14 protein-coding genes are annotated in these 18,155 nt (G+C 58.7%); 6 read left to right on the top strand and 8 right to left on the bottom strand.

What is annotated here, in order from left to right:
- Window positions 1–190: 190 nt before the first annotated feature.
- The 5 genes from AC1DIG_RS23660 to AC1DIG_RS23640 form a co-directional block, all read right to left on the bottom strand.
- Window positions 191–892: an ABC transporter ATP-binding protein gene (locus AC1DIG_RS23660; RefSeq protein WP_477769251.1), complete on the bottom strand. Its 702-nt coding sequence runs from the start codon at window positions 890–892 to the stop codon at window positions 191–193.
- Window positions 893–1,660 (bottom strand): high-affinity branched-chain amino acid ABC transporter ATP-binding protein LivG, encoded by a 768-nt coding sequence (gene livG / locus AC1DIG_RS23655; RefSeq protein ID WP_019692181.1) that lies wholly within the window; start codon window positions 1,658–1,660, stop codon window positions 893–895. It abuts the gene before it with no gap.
- The gene (locus AC1DIG_RS23650) at window positions 1,657–2,913 is read right to left on the bottom strand and encodes a high-affinity branched-chain amino acid ABC transporter permease LivM (protein WP_477769250.1); all 1,257 of its coding nucleotides are present in this window, start codon (window positions 2,911–2,913) and stop codon (window positions 1,657–1,659) included. Before AC1DIG_RS23650 ends, livG begins: the two co-directional genes overlap by 4 nt.
- Window positions 2,910–3,833 carry a high-affinity branched-chain amino acid ABC transporter permease LivH gene (livH, locus tag AC1DIG_RS23645; RefSeq protein ID WP_427533551.1) on the bottom strand — a complete coding sequence of 308 codons (924 nt, stop codon included), beginning with the start codon at window positions 3,831–3,833 and terminating at the stop codon, window positions 2,910–2,912. Before livH ends, AC1DIG_RS23650 begins: the two co-directional genes overlap by 4 nt.
- A gap of 231 nt (window positions 3,834–4,064) precedes the next feature.
- The gene (locus AC1DIG_RS23640) at window positions 4,065–5,192 is read right to left on the bottom strand and encodes a branched-chain amino acid ABC transporter substrate-binding protein (protein WP_477769249.1); all 1,128 of its coding nucleotides are present in this window, start codon (window positions 5,190–5,192) and stop codon (window positions 4,065–4,067) included.
- 347 nt (window positions 5,193–5,539) lie between these two features.
- Here AC1DIG_RS23640 and AC1DIG_RS23635 point away from each other — a divergent pair, with 347 nt between their 5' ends.
- Complete coding sequence (locus AC1DIG_RS23635; protein ID WP_477769248.1) at window positions 5,540–5,845, top strand: DUF2288 domain-containing protein; 306 nt, start codon at window positions 5,540–5,542, stop codon at window positions 5,843–5,845.
- Between the two features lie 308 nt (window positions 5,846–6,153).
- Here the strand turns inward: AC1DIG_RS23635 and AC1DIG_RS23630 are convergent, their stop codons facing one another.
- Window positions 6,154–8,331, bottom strand: coding sequence for a hypothetical protein (locus AC1DIG_RS23630; protein WP_477769247.1), 2,178 nt, complete (start codon window positions 8,329–8,331; stop codon window positions 6,154–6,156).
- 195 nt (window positions 8,332–8,526) lie between these two features.
- Between AC1DIG_RS23630 and AC1DIG_RS23625 the strand changes: the two genes are divergently transcribed.
- Window positions 8,527–9,423 carry an NAD(P)-dependent oxidoreductase gene (locus AC1DIG_RS23625; protein WP_477769246.1) on the top strand — a complete coding sequence of 299 codons (897 nt, stop codon included), beginning with the start codon at window positions 8,527–8,529 and terminating at the stop codon, window positions 9,421–9,423.
- On the opposite strand, the gene AC1DIG_RS23620 is transcribed toward AC1DIG_RS23625, so the two are convergent.
- Window positions 9,314–11,599, bottom strand: coding sequence for a putative bifunctional diguanylate cyclase/phosphodiesterase (locus AC1DIG_RS23620; protein WP_477769245.1), 2,286 nt, complete (start codon window positions 11,597–11,599; stop codon window positions 9,314–9,316). The genes AC1DIG_RS23625 and AC1DIG_RS23620 overlap by 110 nt on opposite strands.
- Before the next feature lie 295 nt (window positions 11,600–11,894).
- Here AC1DIG_RS23620 and AC1DIG_RS23615 point away from each other — a divergent pair, with 295 nt between their 5' ends.
- A complete protein-coding gene (locus AC1DIG_RS23615) occupies window positions 11,895–13,244 on the top strand; it encodes a spinster family MFS transporter (RefSeq protein ID WP_477769244.1) in 1,350 nt (449 codons plus the stop codon).
- Window positions 13,245–13,434: 190 nt separating this feature from the next.
- Here AC1DIG_RS23615 and rapA read toward each other — a convergent pair whose 3' ends face one another.
- Window positions 13,435–16,281 (bottom strand): RNA polymerase-associated protein RapA, encoded by a 2,847-nt coding sequence (gene rapA / locus AC1DIG_RS23610; protein ID WP_054596025.1) that lies wholly within the window; start codon window positions 16,279–16,281, stop codon window positions 13,435–13,437.
- Window positions 16,282–16,543: 262 nt separating this feature from the next.
- Between rapA and AC1DIG_RS23605 the strand changes: the two genes are divergently transcribed.
- From AC1DIG_RS23605 to ccoM, 3 genes are all read left to right on the top strand, one after another.
- Window positions 16,544–16,885: an aspartate-semialdehyde dehydrogenase gene (locus AC1DIG_RS23605; protein WP_477769243.1), complete on the top strand. Its 342-nt coding sequence runs from the start codon at window positions 16,544–16,546 to the stop codon at window positions 16,883–16,885.
- Window positions 16,886–17,032: 147 nt separating this feature from the next.
- Window positions 17,033–17,194, top strand: a complete 162-nt coding sequence (locus AC1DIG_RS23600; RefSeq protein WP_007906621.1) for a hypothetical protein — start codon at window positions 17,033–17,035, stop codon at window positions 17,192–17,194.
- Window positions 17,195–17,339: 145 nt separating this feature from the next.
- Window positions 17,340–17,456 (top strand): cytochrome c oxidase subunit CcoM, encoded by a 117-nt coding sequence (gene ccoM, locus AC1DIG_RS23595; RefSeq protein WP_007926603.1) that lies wholly within the window; start codon window positions 17,340–17,342, stop codon window positions 17,454–17,456.
- The last annotated feature ends 699 nt before the right edge of the window (window positions 17,457–18,155 follow it).

Here is an 18,155-nt window from a genome sequence, read left to right as displayed (position 1 = left end):
TGCTTACCCCTCTAGAGAAAGGTCACTGCGGTTCGTTACAGCGCGACAAAAAATAATTGGTTCACACAAAAAAATGTGGGAGCGAGCTTGCTCGCGATGAGGAGCTGACAGTCAACATTGATGTTGTCTGACAGTCCGCTATCGCGAGCAAGCTCGCTCCCACACAGGCCTTTTTTTGTAGCAGCAGTGCTTAGCCGCCCAGATACGCGTCGCGCACTTTAGGGTCGCTCAGCAGGGCTTCACCGGTGCCTTGCATCACCACCCGGCCGTTTTCCAGCACATAGGCGCGGTCGGCGATTTTCAACGCCTGGTTGGCGTTCTGTTCGACCAGGAACACCGTCACACCATCCCTGCGCAGCTGTTCGATGATGTCGAAAATCTGCTGGATGATGATCGGCGCCAGACCCAGCGACGGCTCGTCGAGCAGCAGCAGCTTGGGTTTGCTCATCAGCGCCCGGCCGATGGCAAGCATCTGCTGCTCGCCACCCGACATGGTGCCGCCGCGCTGGTTGAAGCGTTCCTTGAGCCGCGGGAACAACCCCAGGACCTTGTCCATTTGCTCCTGGTAATCACCCTTGTCGGTGAAGAACCCGCCCATGGCGAGGTTTTCTTCCACGGTCAGGCGGGCAAACACCCGACGACCTTCGGGGACCACGGCGATGCTTTTACGCATGATTCGCGCGGAGTCCTGGCCGACCAGTTCTTCGCCCATGTAGCGAATGCTGCCGCTATGGGCTTGCGGCGAACCGCACAGGGTCATCAGCAGGGTGGACTTGCCGGCACCGTTGGCACCGATAAGCGTGACGATCTCGCCCTGACGGACTTCGACGTTGACGCTGTGCAGGGCCTGGATCTTGCCGTAGAAGGTGGAAACGTTTTCGAACTGCAGCATTTACGCTTCCCCCAGGTAGGCTTTGATCACTTCAGGATTGTCGCGGATCTGTTCCGGCGTGCCGTTGGCCAGAGGCGTGCCCTGGTTGATCACGAAGATATGGTCGGAGATGCTCATGACCAGTTTCATGTCGTGTTCGATCAGCAGCACGGTGACGTTATGCTCTTCACGCAGGGTGCCGATCAGCGCCTTGAGGTCGTCGGTTTCCCGCGGGTTGAGGCCGGCGGCCGGTTCGTCGAGCATCAGGATGCTTGGACGGGTCATCATGCAACGGGCGATTTCCAGGCGCCGCTGTTGACCATAGGCCAGGGTGCCGGCCGGACGGTTGGCAAACTCCTTGAGGTTGACCTTGTCGAGCCAGAACTCGGCGTATTCCATGGCCTCGCGTTCGCTGCGGCGAAACGCCGGGGTCTTGAACAGACCGGCCAGGAAGTTGGTATTCAGGTGCCGGTGCTGAGCAATCAGCAGGTTTTCCACGGCAGTCATTTCCTTGAACAACCGCACGTTCTGGAACGTCCGCACCACGCCTTTACCGGCGATCTTGTGGCCGGGCAGGCCTTCGATCGCTTCACCGTTGAGCTGGATAGTGCCTGCGGTGGGCTTGTAGAAACCGGTCAGGCAGTTGAACACGGTGGTCTTGCCGGCGCCGTTAGGGCCGATCATCGATACCACCTGTTTCTCTTTCACGCTCAGGGCAACGCTATTGACCGCCAGCAAGCCGCCAAAACGCATGCTCAGGCCATCTACTTTCAGGATCTCTCTGCTCATTTACGCAGCTCCATGTGAGGACGTTGCATAGGCAGCAGACCTTGAGGACGCCAGATCATCATCAGCACCATCAAGGCGCCGAACATCAACATGCGGTATTCGCTGAAGTCACGCATCAGCTCGGGCAACAGGATCATCACGACGGCCGCGAGGACCACGCCCAATTGCGAGCCCATGCCGCCCAATACCACGATGGCGAGGATGGTGGCCGACTCGATGAAGGTGAACGACTCCGGCGTGACCAGACCCTGGCGCGCGGCGAAGAAGCTACCGGCAAAACCGGCGAAGCAGGCACCCAGGGTGAAGGCCGACAGCTTGATCACGGTCGGGTTCAGGCCCAGGGCACGGCAGGCGATTTCGTCTTCACGCAATGCTTCCCAGGCACGGCCGATCGGCATGCGCAGCAGACGGTTGATCACGAACAGTGCGAACAGCGCCAGCAACAGCGCGACCAGGTAGAGGAAAACCACCTTGCTGACCGGGTTGTACGTCAGGCCGAAGAACTCGTGAAAGGTCTGCATGCCTTCGGCGGCCGTTCTCTCGAAGCTCAGGCCGAACAGCGACGGTTTGGGAATGTTGCTGATACCGTTCGGTCCGCCCGTGAGGCCCGTCAGGTTACGCAGGAACAGACGGATGATCTCACCGAAGCCCAGGGTCACGATCGCCAGATAGTCACCGCGCAGACGCAGCACGGGGAAGCCCAGCAAGAAGCCGAAGGTTGCCGCCATCAAGCCGGCGATGGGCAGGCAGATCCAGAAGCTCAGGCCGTAGTAGTGCGACAGCAGCGCATAGCTGTAGGCGCCCACGGCGTAGAAGCCGACGTAGCCCAGGTCGAGCAGACCCGCCAGACCGACCACGATGTTCAGGCCCAGACCGAGCAGCACATAGATCAGAATCAGCGTGGCGATATCCACCGCGCCGCGCGAACCGAAGAACGGCCAGACCAACGCGACGACGATCAATCCCATGATGATCCAGCGCTGGGTGCTGGGCAGGGTCAGGAAATTGCTCGCACTGGCCGGGATCAATTTGCCTTTGGGCACGGAGCGCATGGCCGCCGTGTATTCGCGGTCGAACAGCACGCGCAGGAACATCAGCACCGAGCAGGCGGCGATGATGATCAGCGTGGAGGTCGTGGCACCTTGTACTTCGAGGTTGATGCCGGCGATGGACAGTTTCAGGCCGAGTACCGGGTACGCCACAGCCCAAACCAATAGCGCGCTGAAAAGCGCCTGTTTAAGATTCCTGATCATACTTTCTCAACCTCCGGACGGCCCAACAGGCCGGTTGGCCGGAATAACAACACCAGAACCAGAAGGCCGAAAGCCACCACGTCCTTGTACTGGTCACCGAATACATCGGCGCCGAATGCTTCGGCCACCCCCAGCACCAGACCACCGAGCATGGCGCCCGGAATGCTGCCGATGCCGCCCAATACTGCCGCGGTAAAGGCCTTGAGGCCCACCAGGAATCCGGCGTTCGGGTTGATCACGCCGTACTGCATGCTCAGCAGTACAGCTGCCACGGCTGCCAGGGCAGCACCGATGACGAAGGTCAGGGCGATGATGTTGTTGGTATTGATGCCCAGCAGGTTGGCCATTCTGATGTCTTCGGCGCAGGCCCGGCAGGCACGTCCCAGGCGTGAACGCGAAATGAACGTGGTCAGGCAGAGCATCACCACCAGGGTCACTACGAACACCAGGATCTGCATGTAGGAGATCAGCACTTCCTGTGCCCCGCCTGGACCGAAGCTGAAGCTGCCCGGAATCAGGTTGGGAATCGATTTGTCCTTGGAGTCCTGCGAGAGCAGGACGGTGTTTTGCAGGAAGATCGACATGCCGATGGCCGAGATCAGCGGGATCAGGCGGTTACTGCCCCGCAGAGGGCGGTAGGCGATCCGTTCGATACTGTAGCCGTAGGCACTGGTAACAACGATGGTCGCCAGGAAGGCGGCGGTCATCAACAGCGGTAGAGAATGGATACCCAGCATGGCCAGTCCGGCAAGGACGATGAAGGCCACGTAGGAACCGATCATGTAGACCTCGCCGTGGGCGAAGTTGATCATTCCAATGATGCCGTAAACCATCGTATAGCCGATGGCGATCAGGGCATACGTGCTGCCAATGGTCAGACCATTAACCAGCTGTTGGAAAAAGTGATAGATCTCAGGCATTACTGCGCTCCTAAAAACCTGATACGCATTTCACTGGTGGAGTCATTTTCCCGCTCAGGCCCCGTGGATCTGCATCCACTTCGAACGTGAGGTTTGCCAGCGAACCGCTGATGACGGTTTTGAGATTTTCAGGTGGGGAGGCTTCCGGATCACGGAGGCACGGCCCATTACCTCGTAAAACAAAGCCCACGGCACGCCGTGGGCTTTATTGGCAGTCAGTCAGGCAGCGCCTTACTGAGGCGAAACTTCGGTTTTAGGTTTGCCAAAGTGCCACTGGTAAACCACGAACTTGAAGTCTTTCAGGTCGCCCTTGGCGTCGTAGCTCAGGTCGCCAGTCGGGGTTTTGAAAGTACCTGCGTGGATGGCCGCAGCCACTTTTGCAGTGTCTTCGCTCTTCGCTGCCTTGATGCCTTCAGCGATGACTTCGACTGCCGAGTAGGCCGGGAACACGAACGGACCGCTCGGGTCCTGCTTCTTGGCGGCGAACGCTTCAACCAACGCCTTGTTGGCCGGGTCCTGGTCGAAAGACTTCGGTAAGGTCACCAGCAGGCCTTCGGAAGCGTCCTGGGCGATTTGCGAGATGGAGTCGTTGCCGACACCTTCCGGCCCCATGAACTTGGCGTTCAGGCCTTTTTCCTTGGCCTGACGCAGGATCAGGCCCAGTTCCGGGTGGTAGCCGCCGTAGTAGACGAAGTCGACGTTGGCTTGCTTGAGTTTCTGGATGATCGAGGAGAAGTCCTTGTCGCCGGCGTTCAGGCCTTCGAACACGGCAACCTTGACGCCTTTGCCTTCGAGGGTTTTCTTCACGGCGGTGGCGATGCCTTCACCGTATTGCTGTTTGTCGTGCAGAACAGCAACGATTTTCGGCTTTACGTGATCGGCGATGTAGTTACCGGCGGCAGGGCCCTGGGCGCTGTCCAGGCCGATGGTGCGGAACACCATTTTGTAGCCACGGTTAGTGATGTCCGGGCTGGTAGCGGCCGGAGTGATCATGATCACGCCTTCGTCTTCGTAGATGTCCGAAGCCGGTTGAGTAGAGCTGGAGCAGAGGTGACCGACCACGAACTTGACGCCGTCGTTGACCACTTTGTTGGCAACGGCAACGGCCTGTTTAGGGTCGCAGGCGTCATCGTATTCCTTGGCTTCGAGCATCTTGCCGTCGACACCGCCTTTGGCGTTGATCTGCTCGATGGCCATTTTAGCGCCGATGAACTGCATGTCACCGTACTGGGTCACTGGACCGGTTTTAGGGCCGGCGATGCCGATCTTGATGGTGTCAGCTGCGAACGAATGGCTGGCAACCCCGGCCAGAACCATAGCGGCAAACAGTTTCGAAATCTGCTTAGTAGCCTTATTCATAGTGCTCCACTCTTACTGTTGTAGTTTTTATAGTCCTGGCAGCCTGAGCCACAGAACCGGATCGATATCTTGGATATCCCCCGGAAATGCCCCCGGCAACTGTACCGGTACAGTGTAGAGCGCCGGTTGTTCGCTTGGAAAGCTGGCGCTCAGGGGCAAAACCTGAGGGTGTCGCATTTTTGAAAGAAAAAGACAGAATTGCGGCGGGATATTGGCTGCGTAGCAACCCGATTCAGCAGCTATCCTTGCTTTCCTGCAGTTCTCGATCAATGACTCTATTGCATCCGGGTTTTTCTGCCAGAGCGCCGACGTTATGATTGCGCCGATTTCAATTCCGGACAGGGCCCATGACTCAAGAACCTAGCACCCTCTATGCCAAGCTGCTTGGTGAAACCGCATCTATTACCTGGAAGGAACTCGAACCGTTCTTTGCCAAGGGTGCCCTATTGTGGGTCGATCCCGGCCTGGATTTGATCGCTGCCGCCGAAGCGGTTGCCCTGGATGAAGGCGAGAAAGTGGCTGCCTGGCTGGCCGCCGACAAAGTCGCCAAGCTCTCTGAAACGCGGGCGCTGGATCTTTTCGAGCGTGATCCGGAGCTGTGGGCAGTGGTCGTTTCGCCGTGGATTCTGATCCAGGAAAGGGCGCAGGCCTGAAGTTGTGCACCGATTTGGTGCTGATGACGTTCAGGGAAAAGTGTGTAGCCGAGTAGCGTGATGGCAGGTTGCCGTAGAGAAATGCCACAGGCAGGTAGGGGGGAAGGTTACGTAAACGTAACGGGAACAGTTTAATAAGCAGCCGAATGGCTGCTTAATTGTTTCTGGATGTTGGAGATTTGCTGGATGTGAGGGCGCCATCGTCGGAACGCCGCCCGGAGCAAGCTCGCTCCCACAGGTGACAGAGTTCTTCAAAAGAATGCGGTCAAATGTGGGAGCGAGCTTGCTCGCGATTGGCCGTGACGCGGTCAGGCCGTCTTGCCCGTATGGTTATTCAGCGAGATGACCTTGGTCTTGCCGATGCGGTGACGGTAGATCTCGCGCAGGTACTTGATGGCCTTTTTCACGCAATCGCGCGACAGGCGGATGTCGTTGATCGAGACGAATTTGTCTTTGTCGTTGATCAGTTCGCGGTACTTCTTCTCGTACATCGGCTTGATCGCGTACCAGTTGGTGTCGAGGATCTTCGCCGGGTTTTCGAACTCGTTGAGCAGCTCGTCGATTTTGGCCTCGTCGAAGTCTTCATGAATGATGAAGTCGAGGATCGAGTTGTCCAGGGTTTCGTCGAAACGGTACGGATTGCGCGCAAAGCAGCGCTTGATGAACGCCACGATCAAGGTCAGGAAATCGTCTGACAGGCATGGGCTCTTGGCGATCAGGGTGGTCAGCGAAAGGTTGGCCGAGGCGCCGATCACCAGTGCATAACGCTTGAGCGTGGTGTTGGGGAACAGGCTGTTGAGGTGGGTCTTCAACCGGTTCAGGTCCATGTAGGACAGCTTGTAATCCTTGGGCAACGACACGATCGACACTACCGACGAGCAGTTCTTGAAGAAGTGCAGGTCATGCAGCGCGGCAGCGTCGTAACCCGAGTTCTTGTATTGCTCCAGCGACGCACGATAGCGCTTGGACTCGATCGGCAACAGGCTGATGCCTTCGATGGCCTGGGTCACTTTGTTGAAGTGCGGCAGGTCGATGGAGCGGAAGAACAGGTCGTCGATGTTCAGGCGCTGTGGCTCTTTGTCGAACACCTTGAACTTGTCGCTGCTCGGTGCCGGTTGCTCCGGTACCACCGACTCGGCGTAGGCAATCGCCACTGGCCCGGCCAGACTCATGAACAGGTCGTTGGCGTCCAGGCGAATGGTTTCGCCGATATCGATACCGGCCCGACGGAAGTAGTTCTGGTCGTAGTCGGTGGTGACTGCCTGGGCCGTCAGAATGTTGAAGATCTGCTGCGAGATGTACTGGTTGGCGTGCTTTTCCATGGCATTGACATCAATGTTCTGGATATTGCCGTCATCGTTCTCTTCGGCGTAACGCATGATGTCGTTGGAGATCAGCATCATCGCGTTCCATGGGCGGATGCGGCCCATGACGCTGGCTTCGCTGCTGTCTTCGTTGGCGAAGTTGTACGAGAAATCCCATTCTTCCGACAGGTACTTGCACAACAGGCGGCCGGCGTTGATGTGCAGCGCTTCAGACATTTCACTGCGGTGATCGGAAATGTTCGGCAGTACGCAAATGCCGCTGGTGAAGATCGGCTCGAAAACGAAGGAGTGGCCGCTCTTGCTGTCGTGCTCGTCCACCGGTTTGGTGTCGAACGTCTTGTTCATGTACGAGTGTTGCTGGGCCAGCCCGAACTCCGAGGCCATGCCCGAACCGGTACCGCCGCCGGCGCTGAAGATCGAGAAGTACAGGCGCGACTGGTTGGCCTTGATGCCGCAGCTGTCGATCAGGTACGAGTGGATCATCTTCCAGTCGGGGCTGGAGAAACGCTGGGTGTCCTTGTTCAGGATGATCTTCGCCAGGTACTGGCCGAGGATTGGCGCGTTACCGGCGCCACCAGCATGAACTTCCGAGAGGTCCATGATCTTCATTTTGCTGTAGTCACGCAGGAAGCCGCTTTTTTCGCCCTTGCGCGAGAAGCGGATACGTCCGGCGATGTCTTTGTCCAGGTCACCGAGCATCACCAACGGCTCAACCAGGAATACCGGTTTGGTGGCCTTGCCGGCACCCAGTTTGAGGTTGTTACGAATCCATTGCGCAGGGCTGTAGCCCTTTTCAGCATAGGGCTTGTCTTCGTTGTTGAACTCGTTGAGGTAGAACTTGCGGGCGTTGTACACCAGCTCCGCAACGTCCAGCGCGATGTTCGAACCACAACGACCCAGACCGATCAGGCACACCGAAGGGAATTCCTGCTGATGCAGTTCGTGGGCGTCTTCCAGGTGCGGCGGCTTGGGGAACACCAGATCGCGCAGACCATCGAGGTTGTCGAGGATACGATCGGTGTTGGTCTCGGTGAAGTACAGGTACTGCTGGGTCGCAAGCGGGCGTGAACTGGTCAATGGCTTCGGGACTGAGGGTTTATCCGTGGCGGCGGTGAGCGTCAGTTCGGATACCGCAGGGGCAGGATTATTTTTAGAAGTCATTGTGCGCCATGTGCCTGGACTGGTGGGTTCGGCGGCGAGATGTCATCAAGCCATCACGAATAAAGAACTCGCGACTTTACAGTGCGATATTGTCCCCAGCGATAGGGCTTTACCTGAGTATCGCTAGGGGGAATCCTTTCCCGAGTCATGATGAATCGGCCAAAATTTGGCGATCTTTAATCAAATAGAGGCAGATTGATGGCTACGTTACCTTCGCTCGCGTTTGCTGGAATCGGTTTGATGGGTTTACCCATGTGTCGGCGCTTGTTGGCCGCGGGTTACCCACTGACCGTCTGGAACCGCAACCCTGACAAGTGCGCGCCCTTGGTCGAGGCCGGAGCGCGGCAAGTGGCCACGCCTGCCGAGTTGTGTCAGTACGCCGATCTGGTGATGTTGTGCCTGGCCAATACCGAGGTGGTGCGCGAGGTCGTGTTCGGTGCGGCAGGCGTGGCATTCGGAGCGAAAGCCGGCCAGTTGCTGGTGGATTTTTCCAGCCTGGAGCCCACGGCGACGCGGGAAATGGCTGCCGAACTGGCCAGCCGTACCGGCATGGGCTGGCTGGATGCACCGGTATCCGGTGGCGTGGCGGGTGCCGAGGCCGCAAGCCTGGCGATCATGGTCGGTGGTGAGCCTGCCGATGTCGAACGGGTGCGTCCGGTGTTGTTGAGCCTTGGTCAACGGGTCACGCACATGGGCGCGGTCGGGGCAGGGCAAGTGACCAAGGCCTGCAATCAGATGATCGTTGCCTGCAATGCATTGGTGATCGCTGAAGTGGTGGCGTTGGCTGAACGTTCAGGCGTGGATGCGAGCCTGCTGGCCGAAGCATTGAGCGGCGGGTTTGCCGACTCGAAACCCTTGCAGATACTTGCCCCGCAAATGGCCGAGAGCCGTTTCGAACCCATAAAGTGGCATGTTCGAACGCTGCTCAAGGACCTGGATGGCGCCGTGAAATTTTCCCGCGAGCAGGGTTCGGCGACGCCGATCAGTGGACTGGCTGCGCAACTGATGCGCCTGCATGCTGGTCAGGGCTATCTGGAAAAGGATCCCGCGACACTAATCCATCTGTACCGCGAGCCAGACTCAAGGGATTGATGGCGTGTGCGTGCTTGCGCTGGTTGATTTCGTTCAGTACCGGACGCAATTCAGCCAGCGGCACCGGGCGGCTCAACAGGTAACCTTGAACAAAGTCGCAATCGAAACGTTCGAGAAACTGGTACTGCTCCAGGGTTTCGACCCCTTCGGTCACCACCTGCAAATGCAGGGTGTGGGCCATGACGATAATGGCCTGGACGATCTCCATGTCCTGAGTGGCCTTGGGGATGTCCTGAATAAACGAACGGTCGATTTTCAGGGTGTTCAGAGGCAGACGCTTGAGGTAGGCCAGCGACGAATAACCGGTGCCGAAGTCGTCGATCGACAGCGAAACGCCAAGTGCCCGAATCTTGCGCAATAGCACCAGCGTATTGGCAATATTGCCCATCAACGCGTTTTCCGTGACCTCCAGTTCCAGCCTCTGCGGTGAGACGCCGGCTGCTCGCAGCGCGCTTTCGACTTCTTCGGCGAGCTCTTCGCGTGCGAGATTGAGGGGCGAGCAGTTCACAGCTATTTTCAACGACTCACAGCCGTGCCTGGACAGCTCGCTCAAGTCTTCGCAGGCTTTGCGCAGCACCCAGTTGTCGAGTTCGGCGATCAAGCCATTGGCTTCGGCAATCGCGATAAAACGATCAGGTGCGAGCAAGCCGTGTATCGGGTGCTGCCAGCGAATCAGCGCTTCCAGTTTGGTGACCTGGCCGCTTTTGAGGTCATAGATCGGCTGGTAATAGAGCATCAACCCGGCCTCGTCGCGTAAGGCATTGCGCAGTTCTTCTTCGAGCTGCAGCGCCATCGTCGCCTTGGTTTTCAGATTGGAACTGAAGAACTGCAGGCCGTTTCGGCCGTTGCCTTTGGATTGGTACAGCGCCAGGTCGGCGTGTTTCAGCAGTTCCTCGCAGGTTTCGCCGTCGTCTGGGAACACGCTGATACCGATGCTGGTGGTCATGACCATGCGCCTGCCGGCCAACTCGATCGGCTCCTTCATCTTTTGCATGATGCGCTGGGCCATGTGCCGTGCTTCGTCGCGCTCACGCAGGTTGATCAGAATGCAGAATTCATCGCCGCCAAACCGCGCGACCACATCCTCGTGGCTGCGGGTCGAGCTTTTGATGTGGTTGGCGAGGACTTTCAACAGTTCGTCACCGGCGTCATGACCGAGGCTATCGTTGATCCGCTTGAAGTGATCGATGTCCAGAAACATCACCGCCAGCATGCCGCCATGGGTGCTTTTTTCGATGAGCTTTTCGGCGAAGATCTGATTGAAACCGCGGCGGTTGATCAGGTTGGTCAGGGGGTCGTAGTGCGCCACTTGTTGCAGCGACATGCGCGCCTGATCCAGTTGACTGAGCAGTGCGTTGACCCGGCGCAAGTCATGGTCCTTGTGCTGCAGTTTTTTGTCGGCCAGGGCGGCGCTGATGCAGCTGCCGATGACCAGCAGCGCGATCAGCGCAATCGTCAGCGCCAGTTGCAGGTGGTCGTCGTCGACTGACAGTTGCATGGGGACTCCGGTCGGCAACACCAGGCTCATGGCCTGCATACCGGTGAAGTGCATGCTCACGATGCCGGCGCCGAGCACCAGGCTGGCGGTGTATTTGAGCACCTGATGAGCGATGCCGCCGCCATTGCGCAGACCATGCGACAGCAGCAAGGCAATGGCGCTGGCACCGATGGCGATCAGGACCGACAGGCCGAACACGATTGGCTCGTAGTGGGCCACGGCGTTCGAACGCATGGCCGTCATACCCACGTAATGCATGGTGGCGATGCCCAGTCCGATGCAGATCGAGGTTTGCACATATTGCCGCACATTAAGTTGAGCACTGCTCAGGGTGTTCATCGCGACAAAGGCTGCAATAAAGGCGATCAACAGGGAAAGCAAGGTGGCTGGCAAGTCGTAATGGATGTCGATGGGGGCCTGGAACGCCAGCATGCTGATGAAGTGCATGGTCCAGATACCGCCCGACAGGCAGCAGGCACCGACCCAGCGCCAGAGCCGTTGGGATGCAGGATTCTCGGCGTGACCGACGCGTTCGGCCATGTCCAGCGTGGCGAAGCTGGCCGCACAGGCAACCAGGTAGGCCAACAGCACCAGAAAGGGGTTATGAGTGCAATTGAGTACGACTTGCCCGCTGCTCTCTGGCAGCTCGGTAATGAAATGCAAACCAGGCCACTCCATAGCATGCCCCGTCTCTGAGTCATTCTCTGCCGGCGCCATGAACGCTGGCGAATGTCTGGAGTATAGAGGCCGTGCACAGAGCGCAAGAAATAGTGGCACATTGGCACTAATGATTTTGCAATAAGGCCAGGAGCGCTTAGACATAAATTGTCATGCGCCTGGCTTTGGCCGTCATGAGCGGGTATCAGCCTGACGAATAATGACAGACAGCGGCCAAGGCGCTGACTAGATTGCGGGTTCCGGGCTGGAATGCCGTCGGCAGTGAAGCCCTCATAACAATAAAAGAGACGGACCCATGCAGAACTCGACCCAAGCGACGAATGCCTGGCGCATTCTGTTCCTGCTGTTTCTGGCCAATCTGTTCAACTTCTTCGATCGCACGATCCCGGCGATCATCATCGAGCCAATCCGCATGGAATGGCACCTCAGCGACTTTCAACTGGGGATTATCGGTACCGCATTCACGATCGTTTATGCCATTGCCGGTCTGCCGTTAGGGCGATTGGCTGACACCGGTTCGCGCAGCAAGTTGATGGGCTGGGGGTTGGCGGTCTGGAGCGGGTTGACCGCAGTCAACGGCCTGGTGGGGAGTTTCTGGAGTTTCCTGATCGTACGCATGGGGATCGGCATCGGTGAAGCCAGCTATGCGCCGGCCGCCAATTCGCTGATCGGTGATTTGTTCCCGGCACACCGTCGGGCGCGGGCCATGGGGATCTTCATGCTGGGGCTGCCACTGGGTCTGTTGCTGGCGTTCTTTACCATCGGCGCGATGGTCAAGGCGTTCGACAGCTGGCGTGCACCGTTTTTCATCGCGGCGATCCCGGGTTTGATCCTGGCGATCTTCATGTTCTTCATCAAAGAACCCCAGCGCGGCGCGGCGGAAACCGTGCGCGTGTCCCAGGAGCGGGTGGATCGGCCGATTCGCCGGGTGCTGGCAATTCCAACCTTCCTCTGGTTGGTGATGGCGGGGCTGTGTTTCAACTTTGCCACCTATGCCTGTAACTCGTTTCTGGTGCCGATGCTGCAGCGCTACTTTCAGATGCCATTGCAGCAAGCGGCGGTGGCCACCGGGGTGATCGTTGGCGTGACCGGATTGTTCGGCCTGACGCTAGGCGGCTGGGTGGCCGACAAGATTCACCAGCGGGTGGCCAACGGTCGGCTGCTGTTTGCCGCGTTCAGCCTGATCATCTCGACCCTGTGCACAGCGTGGGCGCTGCATGCCGGACGGATTGAAATCGGTGTGTTCGTCGCCGTGTTCAGCGTCGGCTGGTTGTTTGCCTACAACTTCTATACCTGCGTTTACACGGCCATTCAGGATGTGGTCGAACCGCGTTTGCGCGCCACGGCGATGGCGTTGTTTTTTGCCGGACTCTACCTGTTGGGCGGTGGCTTGGGTCCGGTGGTGGTCGGCGCTTTGTCCGATCATTTTGCCCATAGCGCAATGCTGGCGGCCGGTGCCGAGCAAATGAGCGAGGCCTTCAAGGCGGTAGGGTTGCATGACGCGATGTACCTGATTCCGGTGGCGCTGTTTTCGACCATGGTGTTTCTGTTCCTGGCTTCGCGGTGTTTTGTGCGGGATGCCAAGCGGATGAAGGAAGGGTTGGTGGCAGTGGTTGAGCCGGGGATTGCGGTGGCGACTGCCTGATCGCCTTCGCGAGCAAGCCCGCTCCCACATTTGATCGATGGTGTTCACAAATGTCGTGTTAACAGGTGATCCAGTGTGGGAGCGAGCTTGCTCGCGATGAGGCCGTCAGCAACACCACTACAATAAAACAGACAAAAAAGGCCCGCATCGCTGCGGGCCTTCTTTGTTATCACGGGGTAAAGAGGAGGGCTTAACCCGCCACCAGTACCCGGATCGCTTCCAGTCGCAGTGCCGCTTTGTCGAGCATGGCCAGGCCTTGTTCGCGCTGCTGACGCAGGGCAACCAATTCGCTGTCGCGTACCGTCGGGTTGACCGCTTGCAGGGCGGTCAGGCGCGCCAGTTCTTCTTCGGTGTCGGCGGCCAGGCGGCGTTGCGCTTCGGCTACACGTTCGGCGTGGCGCGGAGTGATCTTCTCTTCACCGGCATTGATGCGCGGTGTCAGTTGATCACGCTGGGCCTGGACGAACTTGTTGGCGCTGGCGCGTGGCACACTTTCGAGCTGGTCGTTGAGGGTCTCGAACGAGACGCGGCCCGACAGGTCGTTGCCATTGGCATCGAGCAGGCAGCGCAGGGCGGCCGGAGGCAGATAACGGCCCAGTTGCAGCGAGCGCGGGGCAACCACTTCGCTGACATAGAGCAGTTCCAGCAACACGGTGCCAGGCTTGAGTGCCTTGTTCTTGATCAGCGCAACGGCGGTGTTGCCCATCGAGCCGGACAGCACCAGGTCCATGCCGCCCTGAACCATCGGGTGCTCCCAGGTGATGAATTGCATGTCTTCGCGAGACAGCGCCTGGTTGCGGTCGTAGGTGATGGTCACGCCTTCGTCGTCGCCCAGCGGGAAGCTGGCGTCGAGCATTTTTTCGCTCGGCTTGAGGATCAGCGCGTTTTCCGAATGGTCTTCGCTGTCGATGCCGAACGCATCGAACAGGGTTTCCATGTAGATCGGCAGGGCGAACTGATCGTCTTGCTCAAGAATCGCCTCAACCAGCGCGTCACCTTCGCCCGCGCCACCGGAGTTGAGCTCCAGCAGACGGTCACGGCCGCTGTGCAACTCAGCTTCGAGGTTTTCACGGGTGGTACGGGCTTCGTCGATCAGCGCTTGCCACTCGCCGTCATCGGCGTTTTCCAGCAGCGGCAGCAGGCGCGGGCCGAACTGATGCTGCAAGGCGTTGCCGGTCGGGCAGGTATTGAGGAACGCATTCAGCGCTTCGTGATACCACTGGAACAGGCGCTCTTGCGGGCTGGTTTCCAGGTACGGCACGTGCAGTTCGATGACGTGCTTCTGACCGATCCGGTCAAGACGGCCGATTCGCTGTTCCAGCAGGTCCGGGTGCGATGGCAGATCGAACAGCACCAGGTGGTGGGAGAACTGGAAGTTGCGACCTTCACTGCCGATTTCCGAACAGATCAGCACTTGGGCGCCGAATTCTTCGTCAGCGAAGTAGGCGGCCGCGCGGTCACGCTCGAGGATGTTCATGCCTTCGTGGAACACCGTGGCCGGGATGCCGGAACGTACGCGCAGAGCGTCTTCCAGGTCCATCGCGGTTTCGGCGTGGGCACAGATCACCAGCACTTTGGTGCGCTTGAGCATTTTCAACTGGTCGATCAGCCACTCGACCCGTGGGTCGAAGCGCCACCAGCGTTGTTCTTCATCGATATCCGGTTGCGCCTGGAAGCTGACTTCCGGGTACAGCTCGGCGTGTTCGCCCAATGGCAGTTCGAGGTATTCGTCCGGGCACGGCAGCGGGTACGGGTGCAGTTTGCGTTCCGGGAAGCCCTGCACCGCAGCGCGGGTGTTACGGAACAGCACGCGGCCGGTGCCGTGGCGGTCCAGCAATTCGCGGACCAGACGGGCGCTGGCCTCGGCGTCGCCAGCGTTGACGGCAGTCAGCAGCGCTTCGCCTTCGTCACCGAGGAAACCCTGGATGGTTTTATGTGCGGCCGGGGACAAGCGCCCCTGGTCCATCAGCTCCTGAACAGCTTCGGCCACCGGGCGATAGTTTTCGCTCTCGGCGCGGAAGGCCTTCAGGTCATGGAAACGGTTTGGATCGAGCAGGCGCAGGCGAGCGAAGTGGCTGTCCTGACCCAGTTGCTCCGGGGTCGCGGTCAGCAGCAGCACACCGGGAATGGTTTCTGCGAGTTGTTCGACCAGCGAGTACTCAGGGCTGACCTGATCTTCGTGCCACACCAGGTGGTGCGCTTCGTCGACCACCAGCAGGTCCCAGCCGGCAGCGAACAACGCGTCCTGGGCCTTTTCGTCGTCCACCAGCCATTCCAGAGCGACCAGTGCGAGCTGGGTGTCTTCGAACGGGTTGCCGGCATCGCTTTCGATGAAGCGTTCTTCGTCGAACAGCGCGACTTGCAGGTTGAAACGACGGCGCATCTCCACCAGCCACTGGTGCTGGAGGTTTTCCGGCACCAGGATCAGCACGCGGTTGGCGCGGCCCGAGAGCAGTTGGCGATGGATCACCAGACCGGCTTCGATGGTTTTACCCAGACCGACTTCGTCCGCCAGCAGAACCCGCGGCGCGATACGGTCAGCGACTTCACGGGCGATGTGCAATTGGTGGGCGATCGGTTGCGCACGCACGCCACCCAGGCCCCAGAGCGAGGATTGCAACTGGCGGCTGGTGTGTTCCAGGGTGTGGTAACGCAGGGAGAACCAGGCCAGTGGGTCGATCTGCCCGGCGAACAAACGGTCGCTGGCCAGACGGAACTGGATGAAGTTCGACAGTTGGGTCTCAGGCAGCGTCACTACTTCGTTCTGCGCGTTGAGCCCGTGGTAGACCAGCAGGCCGTCGACGTCGTCGACTTCGCGCACGGTCATTTTCCAGCCTTCGAAGTGAGTGATCATGTCACCCGGCGAAAACCTCACGCGAGTGAGGGGCGCATTCCGTAGCGCGTACTGGCGAGTGTCGCCAGTGGCCGGATAGAGCACGGTCAGCAAGCGACCGTCCTGTGCCAGAACGGTGCCTAAACCTAGCTCGGCTTCGCTGTCACTAATCCAGCGTTGCCCCGGTTGATACTGCTGCGCCATGCTGCCTGACTCCCGCCTTGAAAAAGCCGACTATGTTAACGGATCAGTGCCTTCAGAGCCAAAGGACTCTCATAAAAACTGCGGGGGCCTGTCATCAGTTATTTCCTGTAACGCAGGAAATAACTGATGACAGGCCCTAGTCTTACCGTAGCGCACGGAGGCGATTGTCGATTGTGAGTGTCAACCGGGTCGCAAGTTTGCGACCGATGGCTCAAGTCGCCCCTCCAGCAGCCGACAGCCTGCCGTCAGGAGACTATTAACCATGCTGCCACCGATGCTCCCCTTGAGTGCCGTGCCGATTACTTCCCAGCAGGATCCGATTCGCCAGCGGCCGGATATTCCGCCGGTGGTGCCGGTGGAGGCGAGCTCCAGCGAAAGTACGATCGACCTGCACAAGCGCCATGCCGAAGAGTCGGCGCAGTTGTTGCGCGAAGAGCAGCGACGCCAGCAGGAACGCGACAGGCGTCGTCGCGAAGCCGAAAATGATCCTGAAGAGCACCTGGCCGTGCCGGGTGACGAGTTGAACGCCGACAACACGGTGCCTGTGGTCCCGTTGATAGACGATCAGCCGCGCCAGGGGTTGTGGGTTGATATCGAGGTCTGACGCTTACACACTTTTTGTTGCGCTGTGATGCTGCTGGTGACTGGTCAGCGCCGACCATTGGCCGCATTATTGGCAAACCTTGAGCGGGCAGGGTGACGGTGGTCGCTGTGCTACGCCTGTATTGACCTTGAAGATGTAAGCCACGCCATGAGCCAAGATGACAAGCTGATCGACCTCAACACCGAGCGTGCCAAGCGCGTGCATGACCTTAATGAAAAGCGCCTGAACGAAGTGCGTCAGGCGTTCGAGCAGGCCATGCCTTTGGGTAAAGCAAAGAAAAAGCCGAAAAACAAACCGAAAAAGCGTTGATCCTCCCTGTTTCCATTGATACAGGTCAGTTATTTCCTTTCCTTTTACGCCCGGTCTTGGGCGGCATTGATCCCGGTCAATTTTCTTCTGCGCCCGATTGGGTAACTTAGCCCCATCGCAACAGGGCAAGTGCAGGAGGCCAGTCATGTTTTTCGACAATGTGGTGATCGCCGGAGTGCTGACAGTCGGCCTCATGGTTCTGTTTTTTGCCGGGTTTGGATTTTTTATCTGGAAAGACGCACATAAGCGCAAAAAGCCTTAGGTCTTTCTGGAAGCACGAGCACGCAAGGCATTTTGGGCGACTTCGGTCGCCCTTTTTTTTGCCTGTGGTTTCTTGCCGGGTCAGCGCTTGCAGGTGTACGCGATCCACTGTGCGGGCTTGCTCGCGAAGGCGGCCTGAAAGCCGGCCTATCTCTTGCGAATGTACACCGTTCAACTGTGGGAGCTGGCTTGCCTGCGATGGCGGCCTGACAGCCGACCTATCTCTTGCGAATGTACACCGTTCAACTGTGGGAGCTGGCTTGCCTGCGATGGCGGCCTGAAAGCCGGCCTATCTCTTGCGAATGTACACCGTTCAMCTGTGGGAGCTGGCTTGCCTGCGATGGCGGCCTGAMAGCCGGCCTATCTCTTGCGAATGTACACCGTTCACCTGTGGGAGTTGGCTTGCCTGCGATGGCGGCCTGACAGCCGACCTATCTTTCGCAGATGTACACTAATCCACTGTGGGAGCGAGCCTGCTCGCGATGGCGGCCTGACAGCCGGCCAATCTCTCGCAGGTGTACATATCCATTCCTGCGGTAACGGCCACTTAGGGTTTCGCCTGACGGCGACTCACTTTTTTTACAAGCGCCTAAAAAAAGTAAGCAAAAAAACGCTCGCCCCAAGCGTACGGCACCTCGCCTAGGCTCGGCGTCCCCTCACTCCGGTGTCCATCAGGGGGCATCGCCTACGGTCTGCTTCG

This window comes from Pseudomonas sp. 05N431 (assembly GCF_056397005.1).
Note: the sequence above shows the minus strand (reverse complement) of the source record. Positions and strands in the feature narration are given on the sequence as shown.

What these genes read in the sequence shown, in the direction of transcription:
- AC1DIG_RS23660 (WP_477769251.1), bottom strand. Translation starts at nt 892, where the DNA reads ATGCTGCAGTTCGAAAACGTTTCCACCTTCTACGGCAAGATCCAGGCC.
- livG (WP_019692181.1), bottom strand. Translation starts at nt 1,660, where the DNA reads ATGAGCAGAGAGATCCTGAAAGTAGATGGCCTGAGCATGCGTTTTGGC.
- AC1DIG_RS23650 (WP_477769250.1), bottom strand. Translation starts at nt 2,913, where the DNA reads ATGATCAGGAATCTTAAACAGGCGCTTTTCAGCGCGCTATTGGTTTGG.
- livH (WP_427533551.1), bottom strand. Translation starts at nt 3,833, where the DNA reads ATGCCTGAGATCTATCACTTTTTCCAACAGCTGGTTAATGGTCTGACC.
- AC1DIG_RS23640 (WP_477769249.1), bottom strand. Translation starts at nt 5,192, where the DNA reads ATGAATAAGGCTACTAAGCAGATTTCGAAACTGTTTGCCGCTATGGTT.
- AC1DIG_RS23635 (WP_477769248.1), top strand. Translation starts at nt 5,540, where the DNA reads ATGACTCAAGAACCTAGCACCCTCTATGCCAAGCTGCTTGGTGAAACC.
- AC1DIG_RS23630 (WP_477769247.1), bottom strand. Translation starts at nt 8,331, where the DNA reads ATGACTTCTAAAAATAATCCTGCCCCTGCGGTATCCGAACTGACGCTC.
- AC1DIG_RS23620 (WP_477769245.1), bottom strand. Translation starts at nt 11,599, where the DNA reads ATGGAGTGGCCTGGTTTGCATTTCATTACCGAGCTGCCAGAGAGCAGC.
- AC1DIG_RS23615 (WP_477769244.1), top strand. Translation starts at nt 11,895, where the DNA reads ATGCAGAACTCGACCCAAGCGACGAATGCCTGGCGCATTCTGTTCCTG.
- rapA (WP_054596025.1), bottom strand. Translation starts at nt 16,281, where the DNA reads ATGGCGCAGCAGTATCAACCGGGGCAACGCTGGATTAGTGACAGCGAA.
- AC1DIG_RS23605 (WP_477769243.1), top strand. Translation starts at nt 16,544, where the DNA reads ATGCTGCCACCGATGCTCCCCTTGAGTGCCGTGCCGATTACTTCCCAG.
- AC1DIG_RS23600 (WP_007906621.1), top strand. Translation starts at nt 17,033, where the DNA reads ATGAGCCAAGATGACAAGCTGATCGACCTCAACACCGAGCGTGCCAAG.
- ccoM (WP_007926603.1), top strand. Translation starts at nt 17,340, where the DNA reads ATGTTTTTCGACAATGTGGTGATCGCCGGAGTGCTGACAGTCGGCCTC.